This is a genomic window from Bacillus sp. Xin1 (assembly GCF_013314535.1).
In the GTDB taxonomy this organism is placed as follows: Bacteria; Bacillota; Bacilli; order Bacillales; family Bacillaceae_G; genus Bacillus_A.
On record NZ_JABUAE010000020.1, the window covers coordinates 12,000 to 31,224 of the forward strand.

The 19,225-nt window shown below is 35.5% G+C and carries 23 protein-coding genes and 2 pseudogenes; 10 read left to right on the top strand and 15 right to left on the bottom strand.

What is annotated here, in order from left to right; genetic code table 11:
• Nucleotides 1-9: 9 nt before the first annotated feature.
• A complete protein-coding gene (locus tag HRG09_RS17090) occupies nucleotides 10-1,524 on the bottom strand; it encodes a long-chain-fatty-acid--CoA ligase (protein WP_174102101.1) in 1,515 nt (504 codons plus the stop codon).
• Nucleotides 1,525-1,694: 170 nt separating this feature from the next.
• Between HRG09_RS17090 and HRG09_RS17095 the strand changes: the two are divergent.
• Together HRG09_RS17095 and HRG09_RS17100 are read left to right on the top strand one after the other, a co-directional pair.
• Nucleotides 1,695-2,192: pseudogene (locus HRG09_RS17095) on the top strand (EndoU domain-containing protein); the annotation flags it as partial.
• Nucleotides 2,193-2,225: 33 nt separating this feature from the next.
• Nucleotides 2,226-2,579, top strand: a complete 354-nt coding sequence (locus HRG09_RS17100; protein ID WP_174102102.1) for a type II toxin-antitoxin system toxin — start codon at nucleotides 2,226-2,228, stop codon at nucleotides 2,577-2,579.
• A 185-nt stretch (nucleotides 2,580-2,764) separates the two neighbouring features.
• On the opposite strand, the gene HRG09_RS17105 is transcribed toward HRG09_RS17100, so the two are convergent.
• Nucleotides 2,765-3,028 (bottom strand): GNAT family protein, encoded by a 264-nt coding sequence (locus tag HRG09_RS17105; protein WP_174102103.1) that lies wholly within the window; start codon nucleotides 3,026-3,028, stop codon nucleotides 2,765-2,767.
• A 248-nt stretch (nucleotides 3,029-3,276) separates the two neighbouring features.
• On the opposite strand from HRG09_RS17105, the pseudogene HRG09_RS17115 reads away from it, so the two are divergent.
• Nucleotides 3,277-3,738: pseudogene (locus HRG09_RS17115) on the top strand (excalibur calcium-binding domain-containing protein); the annotation flags it as partial.
• A gap of 38 nt (nucleotides 3,739-3,776) precedes the next feature.
• Here the strand turns inward: HRG09_RS17115 and HRG09_RS17120 are convergent.
• Nucleotides 3,777-4,253: a glutathione peroxidase gene (locus tag HRG09_RS17120; protein ID WP_174102105.1), complete on the bottom strand. Its 477-nt coding sequence runs from the start codon at nucleotides 4,251-4,253 to the stop codon at nucleotides 3,777-3,779.
• 224 nt (nucleotides 4,254-4,477) lie between these two features.
• Between HRG09_RS17120 and HRG09_RS17125 the strand changes: the two genes are divergently transcribed.
• From HRG09_RS17125 to HRG09_RS17135, 3 genes are all read left to right on the top strand, one after another.
• The gene (locus HRG09_RS17125; protein ID WP_000844992.1) at nucleotides 4,478-4,687 is read left to right on the top strand and encodes a DUF3925 family protein; all 210 of its coding nucleotides are present in this window, start codon (nucleotides 4,478-4,480) and stop codon (nucleotides 4,685-4,687) included.
• Between the two features lie 89 nt (nucleotides 4,688-4,776).
• A complete protein-coding gene (locus HRG09_RS17130) occupies nucleotides 4,777-5,748 on the top strand; it encodes an MBL fold metallo-hydrolase (RefSeq protein WP_174102106.1) in 972 nt (323 codons plus the stop codon).
• 102 nt (nucleotides 5,749-5,850) lie between these two features.
• Nucleotides 5,851-6,267, top strand: coding sequence for a hypothetical protein (locus HRG09_RS17135; RefSeq protein WP_174102107.1), 417 nt, complete (start codon nucleotides 5,851-5,853; stop codon nucleotides 6,265-6,267).
• A gap of 133 nt (nucleotides 6,268-6,400) precedes the next feature.
• On the opposite strand, the gene HRG09_RS17140 is transcribed toward HRG09_RS17135, so the two are convergent.
• Nucleotides 6,401-7,090 (bottom strand): DUF3600 domain-containing protein, encoded by a 690-nt coding sequence (locus tag HRG09_RS17140; protein ID WP_174102108.1) that lies wholly within the window; start codon nucleotides 7,088-7,090, stop codon nucleotides 6,401-6,403.
• The gene (locus HRG09_RS17145) at nucleotides 7,087-7,665 is read right to left on the bottom strand and encodes a sigma-70 family RNA polymerase sigma factor (protein WP_174102109.1); all 579 of its coding nucleotides are present in this window, start codon (nucleotides 7,663-7,665) and stop codon (nucleotides 7,087-7,089) included. Before HRG09_RS17145 ends, HRG09_RS17140 begins: the two co-directional genes overlap by 4 nt.
• A gap of 204 nt (nucleotides 7,666-7,869) precedes the next feature.
• Between HRG09_RS17145 and HRG09_RS17150 the strand changes: the two genes are divergently transcribed.
• A complete protein-coding gene (locus tag HRG09_RS17150; protein ID WP_174102169.1) occupies nucleotides 7,870-8,883 on the top strand; it encodes a quinone oxidoreductase family protein in 1,014 nt (337 codons plus the stop codon).
• The gene (locus tag HRG09_RS17155) at nucleotides 8,859-9,473 is read left to right on the top strand and encodes a zinc dependent phospholipase C family protein (protein ID WP_174102110.1); all 615 of its coding nucleotides are present in this window, start codon (nucleotides 8,859-8,861) and stop codon (nucleotides 9,471-9,473) included. Before HRG09_RS17150 ends, HRG09_RS17155 begins: the two co-directional genes overlap by 25 nt.
• 70 nt (nucleotides 9,474-9,543) lie before the next feature.
• Here HRG09_RS17155 and HRG09_RS17160 read toward each other — a convergent pair whose 3' ends face one another.
• The 5 genes from HRG09_RS17160 to HRG09_RS17180 form a co-directional block, all read right to left on the bottom strand.
• On the bottom strand, nucleotides 9,544-9,984 hold the full coding sequence (locus HRG09_RS17160; protein ID WP_174102111.1) for an SRPBCC family protein: 441 nt from the start codon (nucleotides 9,982-9,984) through the stop codon (nucleotides 9,544-9,546).
• A gap of 197 nt (nucleotides 9,985-10,181) precedes the next feature.
• A complete protein-coding gene (locus HRG09_RS17165) occupies nucleotides 10,182-11,351 on the bottom strand; it encodes a DEAD/DEAH box helicase (protein ID WP_174102112.1) in 1,170 nt (389 codons plus the stop codon).
• 19 nt (nucleotides 11,352-11,370) lie between these two features.
• Complete coding sequence (locus HRG09_RS17170; protein WP_174102113.1) at nucleotides 11,371-11,898, bottom strand: hypothetical protein; 528 nt, start codon at nucleotides 11,896-11,898, stop codon at nucleotides 11,371-11,373.
• A 90-nt stretch (nucleotides 11,899-11,988) separates the two neighbouring features.
• Nucleotides 11,989-13,677, bottom strand: a complete 1,689-nt coding sequence (locus HRG09_RS17175; RefSeq protein WP_217448080.1) for a formate--tetrahydrofolate ligase — start codon at nucleotides 13,675-13,677, stop codon at nucleotides 11,989-11,991.
• A gap of 100 nt (nucleotides 13,678-13,777) precedes the next feature.
• Entirely contained in the window at nucleotides 13,778-14,455 is a 678-nt protein-coding gene (locus tag HRG09_RS17180; protein ID WP_174102115.1) for a class I SAM-dependent methyltransferase, read from the bottom strand.
• A 205-nt stretch (nucleotides 14,456-14,660) separates the two neighbouring features.
• Between HRG09_RS17180 and HRG09_RS17185 the strand changes: the two genes are divergently transcribed.
• The gene (locus HRG09_RS17185) at nucleotides 14,661-14,999 is read left to right on the top strand and encodes a permease (RefSeq protein WP_174102116.1); all 339 of its coding nucleotides are present in this window, start codon (nucleotides 14,661-14,663) and stop codon (nucleotides 14,997-14,999) included.
• A gap of 27 nt (nucleotides 15,000-15,026) precedes the next feature.
• Here HRG09_RS17185 and HRG09_RS17190 read toward each other — a convergent pair whose 3' ends face one another.
• The 4 genes from HRG09_RS17190 to ytfJ form a co-directional block, all read right to left on the bottom strand.
• Nucleotides 15,027-15,239, bottom strand: a complete 213-nt coding sequence (locus tag HRG09_RS17190) for a hypothetical protein (protein ID WP_174102117.1) — start codon at nucleotides 15,237-15,239, stop codon at nucleotides 15,027-15,029.
• A gap of 69 nt (nucleotides 15,240-15,308) precedes the next feature.
• The gene (locus HRG09_RS17195) at nucleotides 15,309-15,629 is read right to left on the bottom strand and encodes a hypothetical protein (RefSeq protein ID WP_174102118.1); all 321 of its coding nucleotides are present in this window, start codon (nucleotides 15,627-15,629) and stop codon (nucleotides 15,309-15,311) included.
• 51 nt (nucleotides 15,630-15,680) lie between these two features.
• On the bottom strand, nucleotides 15,681-16,457 hold the full coding sequence (locus HRG09_RS17200; protein ID WP_174102119.1) for an oxalate:formate antiporter: 777 nt from the start codon (nucleotides 16,455-16,457) through the stop codon (nucleotides 15,681-15,683).
• A gap of 160 nt (nucleotides 16,458-16,617) precedes the next feature.
• A complete protein-coding gene (gene ytfJ, locus HRG09_RS17205) occupies nucleotides 16,618-17,043 on the bottom strand; it encodes a GerW family sporulation protein (protein ID WP_174102120.1) in 426 nt (141 codons plus the stop codon).
• Between the two features lie 138 nt (nucleotides 17,044-17,181).
• Between ytfJ and HRG09_RS17210 the strand changes: the two genes are divergently transcribed.
• On the top strand, nucleotides 17,182-17,967 hold the full coding sequence (locus tag HRG09_RS17210) for a GNAT family N-acetyltransferase (protein WP_174102121.1): 786 nt from the start codon (nucleotides 17,182-17,184) through the stop codon (nucleotides 17,965-17,967).
• Between the two features lie 426 nt (nucleotides 17,968-18,393).
• Here HRG09_RS17210 and HRG09_RS17215 read toward each other — a convergent pair whose 3' ends face one another.
• Nucleotides 18,394-19,212: a DUF3952 domain-containing protein gene (locus HRG09_RS17215; protein ID WP_174102122.1), complete on the bottom strand. Its 819-nt coding sequence runs from the start codon at nucleotides 19,210-19,212 to the stop codon at nucleotides 18,394-18,396.
• Nucleotides 19,213-19,225: the final 13 nt, after the last annotated feature.

Below are 19,225 nucleotides of genomic sequence, written 5' to 3' on the forward strand. Positions count from 1 at the left end.
GTTAGTTTCTTACTTAACTTCAATCAATTGTCTTAACTCTCTGCGCAAAATCTTTCCTGTTGAGTTCTTAGGTAACTCTTTAGAAAATTCCACTTGTCTAGGAAGCTTGTACTTTACCAGCTTATCCTGACAGAATCGAATAATGTCATTCATGGTGATCTGCTCATCATTGACTACGACATAAGCTTTTACGTTTTCTCCGTATTCTCCATCGGAAACTCCGATTACGGCCGCCTCTACAACAGCAGGATGTTGATACAGAACTTCCTCCACTTCACGGGGATATACATTGTATCCACCAACAAGAATCATATCCTTCTTGCGATCAACGATGTAGATGTATCCCTCTTCATCCATTGTTGCTAGATCATCTGTGTAAAACCATTCATCTATTAAGGCAGCTGATGTAGCTTCCGGCATCCTCAAGTACCCCTTCATTACATTTAGCCCTTGAACTACTAATTCTCCGATTTCTCCTCTGGGCAATTCTTTTCCGTCCTCATTGACAATTTTGCTCTTGAGGCCTGGTATACTTAGGCCGATAGAGCCTGGTTTGCGGGTTCCCTTTAAAGGATTAATAGCGACAAGAGGAGCAGTTTCCGAAAGGCCATACCCTTCCAAGATAAAAACATTATACTTGTTTTCAAATTTTGGTAGCAGCTCGACCGGAATCGAGGCACCTCCTGAGATACACAAGCGAATGGATAAGAAATCTTCCGCAGTGGATTCAGGCAATTGTAAGATAAAATTATACATCGTAGGAACTCCAGCAAACACTGTTGCCTTTTTTTCTCGAATGGTACGGATCACATCAAGAGGGCTGAATTTAGGTAGGATCAGGACAGTTGCCCCGCAAGCAATTGGTGCATTCAGACAAATAGTCATACAGAAAACATGAAACATTGGTAGAACAGCAACTACACAATCTTTACTATGAAGTTCAATTAATTCTGAAATGGCGTCTGCATTCGAAGCCAAATTCCGATGTGATAACATCGCACCCTTTGGTTTCCCTGTTGTTCCGGATGTGTATAAAATGACTGCAAGGTCTTCTTGATCAATGAAAGGGCTTAGACAATCATTATTGCTTGTTTCCATCAGATGCTCCCATTTACATTCCTGATCCTCGGCATCTGTATAAATGACTAGCTTTAGATTGTTCAATTGTTCCTTTACTTCTGATAACTTCGGTTCTACAGATACGTGAGCAATAACCGCTTTAACTTGGCTATTGTCTAAAATGTAGTTGATTTCCTCTTTGGTATACAAAGGATTCATCGGAACAGCAAATGCACCTAGTCGTAAAATACCGTAGTACGTAATGAGAAATTCAGGGCTATTTCCTAATAAAAGAGCCACTCCATCTCCCTTCCCGATTCCCCTGGCAGACAAACCAGCAGCCAATCGTTCTACCTGCTGATTTAGTTCCTTATAAGTAACACTTTTATCTCTATAGATATAAGCGATACTGCCTGGGAAATTACTTGCACTTCTTTTCAGATTTTCGTCTAAATTATAACCCATTAAATGATTCCCCCCTTTTTTCATATGTTAGTGATAGAATAGACACTATTATGAATATTATTACATCAAGTATACTTATAAATTATAATTAAATAAAATTAAAGATTTTAATTTGTAAGTAAGTATTACTAATATTCAAAAAGGGGTGCAGCCATGATGCTGGGAGCCCTTCAGTTTATCAGTTTGCTAGGGGTGAAGGTGATTCCGGTGGGAGTAATCCTGTTGATGAAAACCATACACCTCCACTTTCTAATAGGGAAATTATATCTAATTTACAACATACAGAAAAATTCAGGCCAAATACACTCAAACATATCCTAGAGGGTGAAATAAATTGGCGTGGTGACGCAATGGGTTATCATACTAAAGTATTGGAGAATACACCTGGAAAAATAATTAGCGGAACAGAAGAGATAGCAAATGATCAAGGCATCTATAAAGCTAGAGTAGAAGTAAATGGAATCCCTAAAACCGGAAATAGGGGATTCTCCACATTTTCCCCTAAAGATTGGAGCCCACAAAAGATTGTAGATAATATAAATGAAGCATATAATAATAGAACTTATAAATTTGGTAACACATATTCAGGAATAGGTTCAGATGGTATAAGGATTAGCATGTATATAGATGGAAATGGGAAAATCCTCTCTGCTTTCCCATCGGAATAAATTTTATTTTTAGTATAAAGGAGTACAATAATAATGAAATATCCATATAGCTTTGAAGTACTTACCAACGGAAAATTAGTTATGAGGCTTCCTCAAGAAATTAAACTTATTGAGACTTTTTTAGGCGTTGAAGTTTCTGCGTTTGGAGATTGGATTTTAGAAGAAATACATAGTGTTTTGAATGGGAAAGAAAATTACGTAGTAGTAAATGGCAACATTTGCGGTTTAGAAATTCGGAAAGATACAACTACTGTCCTAGACAATTTGTCTGAAGATGGTAAGGGAGAATTTTGTGAGATAGAAACGATTGAATTAGTAGACTTAATTCATATTTGGCTAGATAAACAAAAAGAATTTAAAAAAGGGAAAAATAAAGAATTGAAATAATAGATAGAGCTGACTTCTACACGAAGTCAGCTCTATCTATTATTTCACATCCCCCCATTATCTTACATTTTAAAGTCGTTTTTCCTAGATAGAAGAGAAAGTTACAAATAAAGAATAATCAATATTGATTCTCATCTCCTTCCCCTACATCACCTTTTTTTATAAATGAACTGATTTTTAAAGTATTATAAAAGCAAACTAGCAACGCAATCTAGTCGTAGTTTCTTTCCAGACTCTCTTGCTCTATTCTTTGCCCATTGTATAAACTGACTACCGATGTTTAATCCCTTGCCCTCTTTCGAGACTACAATTCTATGTATATAATACGCATCTATTTCATCGTTCCATAAACTCGCATTCCATTTTTCCTTATCACATAGAGAAATTGCTGCTTCTTGTAACCAGCCTCTTACGATTACAATTTCTTCTTTTTTTGCTTGGCGAATCATACATTCTCCTCATTCGATCGTAAGTTCTATCTATTAAAAGCATTACATTTTTTACATCTATTTTGTTCACATAATAATATTATGTTTTTAGTAGATGGATGAGAAGTCACCTCATCTATCTACTATCCTACCTCACACTACTCGCACCTTGGATCACCTAATACTACAAATAAAGCTGCTAAATGTGTTTTGATTTGTATTTTTAAAGTAATTACAGCAACTACTTTCGTTAAGAAAAAGAAAGCAACATTTCTATCATTAAGAAAACGAGTATGGCTAAGAAACAATTTTTAATTACTGCTGGTTTATTTATAGCTTTTGGAGTATTAACTAGTATCTCAACTCCCTCTACTGAAAAGATAACAGCAAATGATAAAACAGTTGCATCTGAAAAAGTAGATAAAAAAGATGCAGACAAGAAAAAAGAACTAGAACAGAAAGAAGCAGACGAAAAAGCTCGTAAATTAGAAGAAGAACAGGCTCAAAAGCAACAGGAAGAACAAAAGCGTCAAGCTGAGGAACAAACTAATAAGCAACAAGAACAACAAACTGCTTCGCAGGCACAACCTGCTACTGAAAGTAATAGTAATGTACAATATAAAAATTGCACAGAAGTAAAAAATGCAGGTAAAGCTCCTCTCTATAGTGGACAACCTGGCTATAGCCGTAAACTAGACAGAGACGGCGATGGGATTGCATGTGAACGTTAATATACATAAAAAAGAAGCTCATATTCGAGCTTCTTTTTTTACAATACTTTTTCAATCTCCTTCTCCAACTCTTCCGGCTTCGTCTGCGGTGCAAATCGATCCATCACTTTTCCATCACGCCCGATTAAAAACTTCGTAAAGTTCCACTTAACCGCCTTCATACCAAGTATGCCCGGCGCCTGATCCGTCATATATGTATAAAGTGGATGCGCGCTATCACCTTTTACATCAACTTTCGCGAACATCGGAAAAGATACACCGTAATTTAGTTCACAAAAACTTGTAATCTCCTCTTCTGTACCTGGTTCCTGTCCCCCAAATTGATTACATGGGAAACCCAGTATTTCTAGTCCTTGCTCTTTATACTTTTCATAGATGGCTTGTAATCCTTTATATTGCGGTGTAAATCCACATTTACTTGCGACATTTACAATGAAAAGAACTTTACCTTCATACTCTCGCAACGATTTTTCTTCCCCTGTAATTGTTTTTGCAGAAAACTCATAAACTGTCATATATATCTGCCCCTCTCTATCCTTTCTTACTTATTCTCATCATATATGTATTTCAGTTTCCCGTCTAATGAGAGCGCTTTATTTTTGTTCAAAATTTCGACACAAACTACTAGACAAATAGCTTGGAAAGTTTTACAATTAAATTGTGAACAAGATGTGACATTTTACCTTCTAAATTGTGACATTTTCAATTCCATTATAATGAAAAAAGGATGGTGTTGATAATGAAAACTGCACAACGGGAAATGATTTCAAATCGCGAGTTTTATTTCGTATTATATATGATGGTATTATTTGTTGCTGGATGGTTTATCGATGTAAATGGCCTATTTTTAAGCAAGTACTTTTCACTTGCAGGAATGATTTTCCTTCCACTAGTTGGTGGTATTGTCGGATTCTTTATTATGTCAATTAGTAAAGAGCAAAGTAAATAACAACATTACATAAAGGCAGAAAACGATTTTTCGTTTTCTGCCTTTTATTTTATAATAAAAGAACATAAAGACTATAAGGAGTGATTCATATGAAAAAAGTTGAACAATTATCCCCTCAGTTATATCTCATTGATGATTACGATTTACAACATAACGAGCGTACAGGTACATACGTTTTACTAGGTGATGATATTACTTTAATCGAAACGTGTGCAGCACCTTCTCTTCCGTACATTCTAAACGGCTTACATCAATTACGTATTGACTTAGCAGATGTTAAGAATATCATTGTTACACATGTTCATCTTGATCATGCTGGTAGCGCTGGTTTAATGATGGAGAAGTGCCCAAATGCTACTTTATTCGTCCATTCACGTGGCGCACGTCATATGATTGATCCTACAAAATTAATCCAAGGTGCCAAAGCTGTATATGGCGATGCTTTTGATGAACTCTTCAATCCAATCCTTCCTATTCCAGAAAAACGCGTCCATATTGTACAAGATGGTGACGTACTACAAATTTCAAAAAATCGGACGCTCACATTTTATGATACACCAGGGCATGCAAAACACCATATTAGCATCCATGACTCTTTAACAAATGGTATTTTCACAGGTGATACAATTGGTATTTATTATCGAGAACTAGCTGAACTTGGCGTTGAACTATACTTGCCCACTACGTCTCCTTCACAGTTTCAACCAGATGCGATGATAGCGGCAAAAGATCGCATCCGAAGTATGAAAGTTGATTCAATCTATTTTGGGCATTATGGTGCATCTTCCCATGTTTCTGAAGTGTATAAACAGCTTGAGTATTGGCTACCTATCTTTGTTGAGACTGGAAAACAAGTATTTGAAAAAAAGCAGGATTTTGAAACGGCAAGTCATGAACTATATGTTTTGCTGCTTGAAAAGGTATCCTCACACCTTTCACAGCAAGGCGTACCATCCACACATTCTATTTATGATGTAATAAAACTAGATATGGAAATCAGTGCGATGGGAATTATCGATTATCTTACAAAGCAAGAAAAGGCTAAAACGACTACTAACTAAATGAAAAAACATCCGAGGATATGATGCTTTGTTTCAAGCATATATCCTCTTTCTTTGAATATATTTTTTGAATAATACACATATACAAAAAGGAGGGAAACGATGAAAGAAATAATCAAATACTTATGTTACACTTTATTCATTGTTATATTGCTATTTACAGGAGGGAAAATTCAATTCTATTTAGATCAACAAGCTGAGCTATCCTTTCATATATATCCTCGAATATTTTTCTTTGTATTTTTCCCCTTTTTCATTGGTGGTGTACTGCGCTTCTGCCAGCTTATTCATAACAAAAAAAAAAATCAACACGAATGGAAATTTCAACCAGATAAATTTATAGGCCTTGTCCTTCCTTCAATATTGATTGGTTTTTCACCTATGTTATATTTTTCACCCCTCGGACACTTCTTTCCTTACTTAGCTACTATCATTCTTCTAAATACAACATTTTCTGTAATAATAAACATAATAGCTGGTTACTCATTCTTAGATTGTTTCATAAAAAAAGAAGGCTAACATGACACGAGCCTTCCTCCCCTATCTTCTGGATGTGTATCTGTGAAAGTCGCTATACATGCGGTAAGGAAATTTAAATAGTAAATAGAAAGAAGAGCCCTTTTTATAAACAACGGCTCTTTTTTTCATACTCTTAATTTATTTGTTGTACCTTTCCATTTACATACTCCATAAACCGATCCGCTTGTACAAATTCCTCTTTATACGCTTCGGGAACTTCTTCTACCGTTACATGTCCGCTTGATTTAATTTTCACTTGCACTTTCTCATAGGTCATTAATGCATCTATATACTGTTCGTACTCTTTAGAAGTTAATACTTCTTTACTAGATTTATCCCCATTCAATTTATCAAAGTACGGCTGAAGTACCATCACTATCTTTTTCATTTCCTCTTTTTTCGCCGGTGATAATTGATCATAATCTATGTTACCGTTAGAATCTCCATATGTAAGCTTTGCATTTGTAAGTTTTTTTAAATGCTTTGTAAATTTTTCGTATTCCTTTTGTCCCATTTCTCCTTTTGCTTGTGCTAGTTTCGCATCTAACTGCAAATACCCTTGAAGTGTTGCATTTCCTGCATGTTTTTTCAAATTCTCAAACGAACCATAAATACCATCCGCCATAATAGATTGATATGCAAAACCTGTCGTTGGAATTAATAGTGCTGCTGCTAGTACTCCTGTGATAAGACGCTTTTTCATCGTTTTCCCTCCGCGCTTTACTTTTATTTGAATCATTACTTTTTCTTTCAACTCAGGTGGCGGTACAATTCCCTTTGCTTCTTCTTGTATGGATTCCCTTACCCGATACTCTAAACTCATTTCGCGTCCCCTACCTCTCCTAAAAAGATTTCTTCTACTTGCTCTTTTTGGCGTAATTTCTTTAGCGCTGCATGAATTCGTGATTTAACCGTTCCAACCGGAATATGTAAAATATTCGCTACTTCTTCTTGTGAATAATCGTGTAAATACCGCAAGATAATGACTTGCTTCAACTTGTAAGGTAATTTATGAATGAGCGCAATAAGCTTTTGATTCGAAATCTTATTCACAATATCACTTGAAAAATCAAATTCAATTGGCTTCTTCTGCTCCTCCGCTTTCTTTAAAATCCGCAGACGCATCCACCTTTTTCTCCTATATGAATGAATTTGCCTAATTGCAAGTCCCAATAACCACGGCCGAAAAGGTCTCTCCGGATTATACTTGCTAAGCGATTGATACAACTGTATATATATTTCCTGAACTACATCATCTACATCTATCTTTTCTTCTATCAAAAAATGAACTGTCTTATAAACATCTTGAATTGTCTTATCATACAATTCACTGTATGCTTCTTGATTTCCTGATAGAGTTAGTTGGATGAGATGATGATAGTCTTTTTCCTGATCCATTCATTGTCCCTCCTTTGTCTTACACTATATATTGGCAAATAAAGAACATTTCGTTCGGTTTTTTTAATATAAATTTTTGTATAGATGAATAAAATTAATTATTTCATAATCTTAGCTTATAATTCACCATAACAATTATATAATTTTCCATTTTAAGATAGGTGTTTAAAATAATAAATAGACTCTATGTTGGAGGGATATATGATGAAAGCTATTGTTGTAACAGAATTTGGTGGTCCAGATAAACTGAAATATACAGAGGTGCCTATACCGACTATTACAGAGAAGCAAGTATTAATTCGCGTTATCGCAACCAGCGTCAACTTTGCCGATATTAAATCTCGCTATGGGAAAAAAGGAAATGGAAAACTGCCCTTTATCCCTGGTATAGATGCAGCAGGAATTGTCGAGCAAGTCGGTTCAGATGTTAAAAATATTCGCGTAGGACAGCGGGTAATTGCCTTTCCTTTGAATGGATCTTATGCTGAGTATGTTGTCGCGAATGAAAACCTTACGTTTGTGTTACCTGATGAAGTTGACTTCACAACTGCAGCTGCTTGTCCTATTGTATCTTTTACGAGTTATAATTTGCTTGCAAATATAGCAAGATTACAACAAGGTGAAACTGTTTTGATTCATGCGGCAGCTGGTGGAATTGGAACAACAGCTATTCAGTTAGCCAAAATATTAGGTGCTGGAAAAATTATTGGAACAGTCGGAACAGAAACAAAAAGAAAAATTGCTTTAGATGCTGGAGCTGATCATGTAATTTGTTATCAAAATGAAGATTTTGCAGAGAAGGTAAATACACTTACAGATGGCGAAGGAGTAAACGTGATATTAGACTCTATTTCCGGAACTGTATCAGAGAAAAGCCTAGAATGCCTTGCTTACTACGGTCGGCTTGTCCATTTTGGAAATGCAAGCGGTGAAATTGGTACATTCCGAACAAAAGATTTACATGCAAGTTGTCGTTCAATTCTTGGCTTTAGCTTTGGGACAACTCGTAAAAAGCGTCCTCACTTACTCCGTCATACAGCCGATCAAGTGTTTCAATATTTACGTGATGGCAGCCTGCAAATTAAATTAGGGAAACGGTTTCCATTGCAAGATGCAGGGAAAGCACATGAATGGGTAGAAAGTAGACAAAGTACTGGAAAAGTCATTTTGGATATGAAATTGAGGTGTCATTTATGGGATCACGGATTATGCACTTAATTATCGCAAATGGTATTGCAGAGAAATTATCCATTCAAGATAGAACATCTTTCCTACTCGGTGGAGTCGCTCCTGATGCAGTTTATTCAAAAGCAGAAAAAGAAAAGTCCCATTTCTACGCTGGTACGACAAAAAACTATACGAGAAGAATCGATTATGATACATTTCTTCATAAATATGAACCATTTATAGACTCCTCTTTTATTTTAGGCTATTACACACACCTTATCGCTGATGATAATTGGTTGAACGGATTTTTTCTCCCTTGGCTCAAAAATAGAATCGAGCATGACACAACAATTTTATCCCTGTATCATAATGACTTTAAATTATTGAATGCGAAACTATTACATCATTACGATAAAGAGCAGCAATTTCTTTCTCTACTTAATCAAAAAGCAAACATACCAAAGATCGAGGAAGTGACTGAAGAAAACGTTCTAGCTTTTAAAAAATTCATCTTTGATGATATGCTGTATCCGGAGCAAGATTTACATGCAGACTTACAAGTGTTTACATTTAATCAAATCGTCGGTTATGTAGAAACTACTATTGAAAAAGGTGTTTTCTTTTTAGAAAAACACCTTTAAATGATACTGTTGATAATCGGCTTCACGCCTACAAGAATCAAAAGGTTCTTGTAGGCGTGAAGCTATGTCATTAATGAATTAATGACGCTCTCAAATTACTAATCCCATTTTCCAAATAACCCTTTAAACAAGTTAACACATATACCCAGCCTTCTTTTTGTCCTAGCATTTTATTAACGACCTCGGGGTCATCTTCTTTCAAACCTGATTCATTTACTTCAATGATTGTACTCGTATGATCCAACTCACTTAGTATAATCGTAACAATCGTTTCTTCACCGTATCCTCCCCATGAGAATACGATTTTTTTATTTTCCTCAATTTCTAATACACGTATTACAACTTCTGCATTATATTCATCATATCTCCATGTAATCGTCTTGCCTTGTTCCAGTCTTTCAGTTCCGGATGAAAACCAATAATTAGACATTTTTTCAGGATCTACTATAGTTTCAAACACCTCACTAGCCGATTTGAATATTTTAAATTTCGTAATCACTTGCGTATCCATACTACATCAACCCTCTTTCGATATATTTAATAGCTCTTTTTATTATAGAACGAACGTTCCTGTTATTCAAATATCAACATCGTTATTTGACATAGCTTTTTATATTACATACAAAAACAATAAAAAGACGTGACTGCTTTATACATGCCGACACGCCTTTTTACTCTTATTATTCCAATATAAATGGAAGCTTCACATTATCTAGGCTTCTTCTTCCCAGTGAATGCTGGTTTCTTTTTCTTTGGTGCTTTCGGTTTTGACTCTACAAAAGTACCTTTAAACATTTCTTGCTTTGTAAATTGAATACCTAATTTTTTCGCAAATTGAAGTAGTTTACGCTCTTCTTGCGGTGTAACAAGGGAAACAACTGTCCCCTCTTTCCCCATACGTCCTGTACGACCTGAACGGTGAATGTATTGGTCTAGTGTATCTGGTAATTCTAAATGAATTACGTGTGTTAAATCATCAATATCTAATCCACGTGCTGCAATATCAGTCGCCAGTAAAATTTCTACTTTTCCTTGACGGAATGCACGCATTGTTGCTTCACGCTCTTGTTTACTTGCCTCTGCATGAAGTGCTGCAGCTTTCATTTTGCGATACTTTAATTTTTCAGCAATTTCATCTAAACGATATGGATCATTTAAAAAGGCTACTGCTTTTACATTGCCAATATGCATAATTTTTCTTACGTAATCATTTTTCTCACGACGCTCACAAACAATGTATGTGTGCTCCACTAGGCTTTTCGTTTCTGTACGTTTTACACGAACTAATTGTGGTTCAACCGCAAAATCACGTGCTACTTCTTCTGCGTCTTTTGTCATCGTTGCAGAGAAGAATACTAATTGACGATCGCGCATTGTAGATTTTATAACATCATGTACAGCGTCAACCATCTTTTGTTTTACGATTTGATCAAACTCATCAAATATAATTGTTTTTACTTCATGCATTTTTAACTTTTTCATACGAATTAATTCCAAAATACGCCCCGGTGAACCAACAATTACTTTTGGATGTTTCTTTAATTTTTCTACTTGGCGCTTAATATCCGCCCCTCCAATTAAAGATGCACCTGAAATATCAGTTCCTGCTGTAAATTTTTGAACCTCTTCATGAATTTGCATAACAAGTTCACGTGTTGGTGCTAAGATTACAATTTGTGGTTGTTTTACTTCAGGATTAATTTTATGTAAAAGTGGTAATAAGTACGCTAATGTTTTTCCTGTTCCAGTTGGAGATTCAGCTATAACGTCTTGTCCTTCTAAAATCGTTGGAATTGCTTGCTTTTGAATTTCAGTAAACTCTTTAAAACCAGCCTTCTCCCAAGCTTGTTGCAAAAATGGTTGCATATCTTTTATCATTTGTTTTTCTCCTTTATCTCTATTTTTGAAGAAAATGTTGTATTGCTCGCACCGTTTCTATCATGTGAGAAATAACAGCTATTAAATCATCAACATGGTCTTCTGTAATCGCTTTTTGAAATAGAACTTCTACCTTATTATGATATGAAATCGCTTGCTTATTATATTCGTATGAAATTTGTTGCGTAATCATTCGCTCTTTTCCCCAGATAGATTGTAATAAGCTTTCAATTTGTTGGCAGTCGGTTTCTGGGCATTGCAGCGGAAATGTAAACCTTAATTTCATTTCACACCCCGGTATAAACTGAGGTACTTCCAATATCTCACCTGATAAATTTTTTGCATCTACAGATAATGAAAATGTCGCTTCTACTAACGTTTCAAATGATTCGTTTAATTGAAATGAAATATTGTATATACGACTTAACGACGCAAGGTCCATCATATCTTTTCGATCCGTTACAAGAATATCTCCATGTAAATCAAAATCGTAGACAGCTCCTTCAACGATTACTTTTAAATTGTCAAAAGCAGTTGGATCAAACATAATTTCCTCCAAAAAACAGGCGCCTTTCGATGGAAAGGCGCCACTTGATGTATATATAGTTTACAGATAAACGAGATGAATTACAACCTTTTAGAATAAACCTACTGCTTTTCCATCTTCATTTACGTCCATTTGAAGTGCAGCTGGTTGTTTTGGCAGACCTGGCATTGTTAACATTGTTCCCGTTAATGCTACAATAAACCCTGCACCGATAGATGGTTTTAGTTCACGAATTGTCACAATAAAGTCAGATGGTCGACCTAATTTCGTTGCATCATCAGAAAGAGAATATTGTGTTTTTGCCATACATACCGGTAAGTTACTCCAACCTTCTCCTGTAAATTGAGCCAATTGTTTACGTGCTTTCGGAGCAAATTCAATATCTTTTGCACCGTATACTTTTTGAGCAATTGTACGGATTTTTTCTTCTAAAGATAATTCTAAATCATAAAGTGGTGCGTATTTGTTGTCACCTTTTTCAATTACTTTTAATACTTTCTCAGCAAGGTCTACACCACCTTGACCACCTTTTTCCCAAACTTCTGTTAAGGATACTTCGTAGCCACGTTCGTTGCACCATTCTTGTAAGTATGCAACCTCTGCATCTGTATCTGTAATAAATTTATTAATTGCAATTACGAATGGAACACCGAAACTTTGAATTGTTTCCACATGTTTTTGTAAGTTTTCCATTCCTTTTGCTAGTGCATCTACATTTTCTTCTTTTAACTGATCTTTCGCTACGCCGCCGTGCATTTTAAGCGCACGAATTGTCGCAACGATAACAACTGCTTCTGGTTTAATACCTGCTGCACGCGCTTTAATATCTAAGAATTTTTCAGCACCTAAGTCCGCACCAAAACCAGCTTCTGTAATGACATAATCACCTAATTTCGCTGCCATTGTTGTAGCGATAACACTGTTACAACCGTGAGCGATGTTAGCAAATGGTCCACCATGAATGATTGCTGGGGTATTTTCTAATGTTTGTACTAAGTTTGGTTTTAACGCATCTTTTAATAGAAGTGTTAACGCTCCCTCTACGCCTAAATCTTTAACTGTTACAGGCTCATTGTCCATATTATAAGCAACGACAATGCGAGATAAACGCATCTTTAAATCTTGAATATCTGTCGCAAGGCAGAATACAGCCATAATTTCAGATGCTACTGTAATATCAAAACCGTCTTCACGTGGTACACCTTGAACTGGTCCACCAAGACCAATTACTACATTACGCAGTGCACGGTCATTTAAATCGACACAACGCTTCCATACGATTTTTCGTGTATCAATCTTAAGTACATTTCCTTGTTGAATATGATTATCAATAAATGCTGCTAATGCGTTATTTGCAGTTGTAATGGCATGAATATCACCAGTAAAGTGAAGGTTGATATCTTCCATTGGGACAACTTGTGAATAACCTCCACCTGCTGCACCACCCTTTAATCCCATTGTTGGTCCAAGTGATGGCTCACGAAGTGCAATGACTGCTTTTTTACCAATTTTATTAAAAGCTTGACCTAAACCAACTGTTACCGTTGATTTACCTTCTCCTGCTGGAGTCGGGTTAATCGCTGTTACTAAAACAACTTTTCCGTCCTTTTCAGTTTGTAAGCGCTTAAAAATATCAAGAGATAATTTCCCTTTATAATGACCATATGGCTCTAATTCTTCTTCTAAAAGGTTCAACTCAGCTGCAATCTCTTGAATTTTCTTCATACTTGCTTCTTGTGCAATTTCAATATCGGATTTAACTGTTGTAGTAGTTGTCATATACCCTAGTCCCCCTTTAATTGGTTCTGCTGATATTGTATCAGTTTTTTGTATTTTCTGCACTTATTTCCCTCCTAAATTTTGCACATTTCTTCAGGCATTATTTTTTCAGCATAAATACCCACAAAAATGTTAGTGCTTGCTGCAGTTCTACTGATAATTGTCCAAGCATTTTTTCATTTACACCTCGTTTATATACACCCATCCCATCGACTACTTGAAATCCTTGTTCCTCTGCAAGCTGTTCAAATTCCCAAGGCATCATTGTATTACAAACAACATCTTTTCCATATAAACGAGGATAGCTATTTTCACGTGGTTTTGCTGTCGGTCCTAAAATAGCAATGCACGCATGTCCATCAGGTCTCAAAACACGCTTTATCTCCTGTAACGCCTGTAATGGCTGTTCTGTCCATTCTAACGAGTTCACCGCTAATATTGCTGGAAATTTCTCATTTTCAAAAGGCAATGAAGAGAGATCTCCCTTTATAAATGACAAATTAGGCCCTTCTCCGCGTTCCTTTCCCTTTTGAATCATTTGCTCGGATAAATCTACACCACACGCTTTATATCCTGCTAGACTTAATTTATATGTACCATATCCATCACCGCAGCCAACATCTAAAACTGCCACACCATTTTCTACATACTTTTCAAAAAACGGGATGATTGTGCTACGACTTCCATGATCCCACATTTCCCCGCTATTTTGGTTCCAAGATTCTGCATTGTTGTCCCATTTTTTTTCTGCGGATTTATGCCAATTAAACTTTGTCATGTTTCCCCCTACTTTCACTTGTTTTCATTCATTCCATTCTACATCATTTTCCTATATTCCTGTTTATTCTCATGGAGAGATGGATAAGATAGCAACAGACTTATGTATTCTCCAAATTTTGCTTTACTTGGATATAACTCATACTCATGTTCTCTTCTTTATGAAAGATAATAAAGATACACCCAATTGAAAGAGAGAGATGTACATGCCCAAAAAGCGAACACATCATTTTAAAAGTGGTGAAAAAAACGAAGAATATGCAGCTGAAATCACGCCAGGACATCTTCCGATTAAACATAGACGTAAAGAAATTGCACATGAAATAGAAGGTACAAACACCGGTACACTTATCGGCTATGTAGCACTATTTCTGTCTTTATTCTCGATTGCCTTTTACCCAGTTACCCTTGGTTCCCTTTCCATTTTAGTTGGCTTATTGGCTGTTAATTTTGGAGCAAAAACACTCGGATATACAGCCATTGGATTTGGTAGTTTTTCTGTTTTATTTACGTTACTGTATCCACTTGCTTTATCAGCATTATAAAAACACACCAAGTATTACTTGGTGTGTTCACTCATGATACAACATAATATGTCCACATCCACAGCAATGCTTTGCTGTAATTTCTTGAAACACTGGATAATTTTCTTCATCCCGGTGTTCAATAAATACTTTTTCAAAACGATACATGTTTGGGGCGTATGCCCAGTCTTGTTTCGTACGTGCATATAATGTCGATGAAAAGAATTCGTCTCCACCACAAACCACACATGTTTTTTTCATTCTCATCCCTCCTATGCTTGTCTTATTTCATCTATATGAACATATGCACAAAAAAAAGACCTTCTATCATTAGAAAGTCTTTTCCGTAACAAAAAGAAATGTACCGAATATGCCTGTTCCGCTATACTCTTTCTTTTTACCAGTTTCTGTTTCAAAAGTTTGTTTCACTGTGATAAAAAATACACCGTTTCGTGTATCCGTACTTACAAACTTCATTTTTTGTTCTTTCTTATCTACATTTTGTGTACATTCAAAGCTATCTTGATTACAAATCAATGCATGCTTGTCCTCTAAATAAGACCTGAAATCAGCTTCTTTCGGACAAGTTAAAAGTAGTACTGCAACAAGAATAATGCTGACAATACCTACTGCTGTATAATATTTCTTCATTTTTTCTCCTTTCAAAAAACAAGAAAACTTGACCTAAATCGTCAAGTTCTCTTAGTCGACAACCCATTGCCACTCTTGTTCTTTCTTATCAAAAATAAGCCAGCCCGTCTCGGTTGCAGCTTCTTTTAATTCCTCTACGTTGTCTAGTACTTCATCCGTACTTTCATACGAACCAACTACATATACAGGAATCTCTAAACCTCTTCTTGATTCAATTTTTCCTGCCAAATCAATGTACAGACCATCTTCCATTAATGGAACAAGCCCAAGAATCACTTCTTTTGAAATTGCTGGGAATATTTTTGATTTTTGAAAGAAAGAAAATCGTTTTTTTCCAAATGAACCGAGTTTGTACGGAATTACTTTGCTAAGCATTCCTACAAAATCAGCAATTCTACGGTAATACACTTTGTTGTACCAGCCGTCATCATGTGAAAAGTAGACAAATCTATTTTTCAATAATGGGAAAAACGCTCTCCCAAGTGGTTCTTTTTTGTGAGCCAAATATAACAATTCTGCAATTTCCTTTGGCTCTAATTCATCTAAATCGCTTGCATCATCAAAGTCCACCCAACAAAACTCATCAAATTCATCAATCTCTGCTTTCATTAATTTATGTATGTTTTCTTCTTCGACATATTCGAATAAAGTATGATAGTGAAAATCAGTCCACTCAAAATTATGTTTTAAAAGCAACACTTGATGAAGCGGTGAAGGGATATTACTTGCAAACTCTTCAAATGTAATTCCAGATGTAATAAAACAATGACCCCGACGATTACCATTAATATATATCATATTCTTTACTTGGTCAGATCCTCCAGACAAAGCACCTAGCCACCTTCGTTTTATATGTTTCAATTCTATAGCATATTTTAACATGAAAAATTTTAGAAACATAGAAAAAACTTCAAAAACTATTTACAATTTCATGAGTTTTATTACATACTGATTACAAGAAAAAAAGCCTGTTGAAAAACAGGCTTTTTTAAGCGATTTCGTCCGGATTTTGCGGATGATGATTTTCAGTATGCTTTTCGTTTTTTTGAAAAATAGATTGAATCTTATCAATTGTTTGTGGCGCTAACTCAATCATTTTTTCAGCTAGATGTGTCGCATTTTGTAAGTGAAGAATATTCACACCGTCTTTATTCACTACAAGAAAGGCTACTGGAGTAATCGAAACACCACCTGCACTCCCTCCGCCGAATGCCGGATTACCTTGCGCTTTCAGACCATCATTTGTTTGAAAATCCGATCCTCCTGCTCCAAATCCAAACGCTACTTTGGAAACAGTTAACACTACACCACCGTCAGCCGTTTGAACAGGCTCTCCAACAATCGTATTTACATCGACCATTTCCTTTAAATTTTCCATTGCTGCTTTCATTAATCCTTGAATTGGATGATCCACCGTTCATAACCTCCTTTGTCATATCTTTCCTAGTTTTTCCGAAACCTTGTGAACTAAACATAAAATTTTATATTGATTTCAAAAACAATAAGTAATAATATTTAGAAAAAACAAAATAAAATAAAGAAGGGGATATCAATGATACGAAAATTAACAAAGGATGATCATGAACAAGTACTGACATTTTTATCCGAGGAAGCAGCCATTAACCTATTCATAATCGGCGATATAGACGCCTTTGGTTACGATGCAGATTTTCAAGAGTTATGGGGGCAATTTGAAGAGAATGGAGCGTTACAATCCGTATTACTGCGCTTTCATGATTCATTTATTCCATATGGAAAAGATGATTTTTCCACCGCTGACTATGAAGCAATTCTCTCACCTCACAAGCCACTGAAAATCTCTGGTAAATCGGACATTGTAGAAAGATTTGAGGGTATACACGGCATATATGTAGGGGCAAAAAATAAGATGTACTTTTGTGAATGTAAAGGTGATACTGCACTACCAGAATCAATACTACATACTGAGGTCAAACTAGCAACCACAGATGATGTTAAGCAAATTATGAAACTTCGAAACAACATTGAAGAATTCCCTCACACAGAACAATCAGAAAAGATTTTGCGACAATCGCTTGAAACAAATACAGGACGGACGTACTACATTGAAAAGAAAGGAGAAATCGTTGCTTCCGCTTCCACATCAGCTGAAAATTCCTTATCTGCAATGGTCGTTGGAGTATGTACGCATCCAGATTATCGCGGCAAAGGATATGCTTCGCTCATCTTACAAAAAATGATTCAGGATTTTACTCAAGAAGGAAGAACACTTTGCTTATTTTATAACAATCCAGCTGCCGGACGGATTTATAAACGTTTAGGATTTAAGGATATTGGAATGTGGACGATGTATCGGTGATGAAATACTGTATTAACTCGGAAGTTCACAACCTTGAGAAAAATTATAGACATAAAAGATTACAAAAGTGATGATGACATTGTCCTAGCTTTTTTCATATTGGTGCATCACTATGCTGCAGTATATTTTTACTGTGGACTCTATATTGCCCCCACCTAGCTCTACATAAGCTTATAGCGGGGGCTTCTATTTTTATTAAGGCAACAACAATTCCTCTCGATAAAACTATGTATTCCTATTATAAATTCTAAACATAGCCCACAAAGTAATCTTTATAACATTCTTCATTTATTATCCTGATATTCCTTTTCATACTCTATTTTTGTTTCCCCCCCACCGCAGCCACCAAGCATTAAAACGAAAATCAACATCTTAATTGTTAATCTCATTAACTTTCTCATTTTATCCCCCATGTAATATCCACAATTATCTATTATTTCCATACTGCTTTTTATAATTTTCATAGTCTTTTAATGCACTTTGATTATTATATTTTCTCCCAGCAAAATATGTATTAATTTGTAACATATATGTAACCATTTTCCCCTCTTCATTCTTTTTCTTATAGTCCACATAGACACTCAGTTCTAATAACTCCATTGATTGCTCTTTAGAATCTTTTGCAGCATTGAAATTAAATACAATTGACGCACCATCATATTCATCATATTGTAGCTTCAATGTTTCATTTATCATTTGTTGAAATTCCGCTTCAGTTAAGTCATATCCTACTGAATTTGGTTCATCAAATCCTTTTTTATCATCACCCGGTTTCATCTTTAGTTTCCCTACTCCATGAAGACGATCCATAAGAAGCTTCACTTGAGAAACATCTGGGTTCAGATTTGTACTTTGTACTTGGCCATTTTCATATTTAATATTTGTACTATATATTTTTTCTTTTTTATAGTCTTTAATTTTATCCTTTTCTTTTCGTGTATCAATTTCTGTAATTACTGTTTGCGTTGTCGTACCATATAAGTTTTTTTCTTTCGTGTTATATACTCCATCAGTGGTTTGATATATATTTTTTTTGTGTATGCCATCTTCTTTCTCTTCAAATGTACTATGTATCACTCGTTCTTCTAAATGAGCATATCCATCATTACTCGCTGACATTACCGACTTCATATCTCCTTCATCTAAGTCCTTTACCAATCTTTCATACTCTATCTTTGTTTCACAGCCTCCAAGAATGGATAAAACAATTGACATGATAATTGCTAACTTTATTTGTTTTTTCATTTCAGCACCCCGT

Bases quoted from the DNA above. Each gene is read 5' to 3' on its own strand.
- HRG09_RS17090 (WP_174102101.1), bottom strand. From the start codon at position 1,524: ATGGGTTATAATTTAGACGAAAATCTGAAAAGAAGTGCAAGTAATTTC.
- HRG09_RS17100 (WP_174102102.1), top strand. From the start codon at position 2,226: ATGAAATATCCATATAGCTTTGAAGTACTTACCAACGGAAAATTAGTT.
- HRG09_RS17105 (WP_174102103.1), bottom strand. From the start codon at position 3,028: ATGATTCGCCAAGCAAAAAAAGAAGAAATTGTAATCGTAAGAGGCTGG.
- HRG09_RS17120 (WP_174102105.1), bottom strand. From the start codon at position 4,253: ATGACAGTTTATGAGTTTTCTGCAAAAACAATTACAGGGGAAGAAAAA.
- HRG09_RS17125 (WP_000844992.1), top strand. From the start codon at position 4,478: ATGAAAACTGCACAACGGGAAATGATTTCAAATCGCGAGTTTTATTTC.
- HRG09_RS17130 (WP_174102106.1), top strand. From the start codon at position 4,777: ATGAAAAAAGTTGAACAATTATCCCCTCAGTTATATCTCATTGATGAT.
- HRG09_RS17135 (WP_174102107.1), top strand. From the start codon at position 5,851: ATGAAAGAAATAATCAAATACTTATGTTACACTTTATTCATTGTTATA.
- HRG09_RS17140 (WP_174102108.1), bottom strand. From the start codon at position 7,090: ATGAGTTTAGAGTATCGGGTAAGGGAATCCATACAAGAAGAAGCAAAG.
- HRG09_RS17145 (WP_174102109.1), bottom strand. From the start codon at position 7,665: ATGGATCAGGAAAAAGACTATCATCATCTCATCCAACTAACTCTATCA.
- HRG09_RS17150 (WP_174102169.1), top strand. From the start codon at position 7,870: ATGAAAGCTATTGTTGTAACAGAATTTGGTGGTCCAGATAAACTGAAA.
- HRG09_RS17155 (WP_174102110.1), top strand. From the start codon at position 8,859: ATGGGATCACGGATTATGCACTTAATTATCGCAAATGGTATTGCAGAG.
- HRG09_RS17160 (WP_174102111.1), bottom strand. From the start codon at position 9,984: ATGGATACGCAAGTGATTACGAAATTTAAAATATTCAAATCGGCTAGT.
- HRG09_RS17165 (WP_174102112.1), bottom strand. From the start codon at position 11,351: ATGATAAAAGATATGCAACCATTTTTGCAACAAGCTTGGGAGAAGGCT.
- HRG09_RS17170 (WP_174102113.1), bottom strand. From the start codon at position 11,898: ATGTTTGATCCAACTGCTTTTGACAATTTAAAAGTAATCGTTGAAGGA.
- HRG09_RS17175 (WP_217448080.1), bottom strand. From the start codon at position 13,677: ATGACAACTACTACAACAGTTAAATCCGATATTGAAATTGCACAAGAA.
- HRG09_RS17180 (WP_174102115.1), bottom strand. From the start codon at position 14,455: ATGACAAAGTTTAATTGGCATAAATCCGCAGAAAAAAAATGGGACAAC.
- HRG09_RS17185 (WP_174102116.1), top strand. From the start codon at position 14,661: ATGCCCAAAAAGCGAACACATCATTTTAAAAGTGGTGAAAAAAACGAA.
- HRG09_RS17190 (WP_174102117.1), bottom strand. From the start codon at position 15,239: ATGAAAAAAACATGTGTGGTTTGTGGTGGAGACGAATTCTTTTCATCG.
- HRG09_RS17195 (WP_174102118.1), bottom strand. From the start codon at position 15,629: ATGAAGAAATATTATACAGCAGTAGGTATTGTCAGCATTATTCTTGTT.
- HRG09_RS17210 (WP_174102121.1), top strand. From the start codon at position 17,182: ATGATACGAAAATTAACAAAGGATGATCATGAACAAGTACTGACATTT.
- HRG09_RS17215 (WP_174102122.1), bottom strand. From the start codon at position 19,212: ATGAAAAAACAAATAAAGTTAGCAATTATCATGTCAATTGTTTTATCC.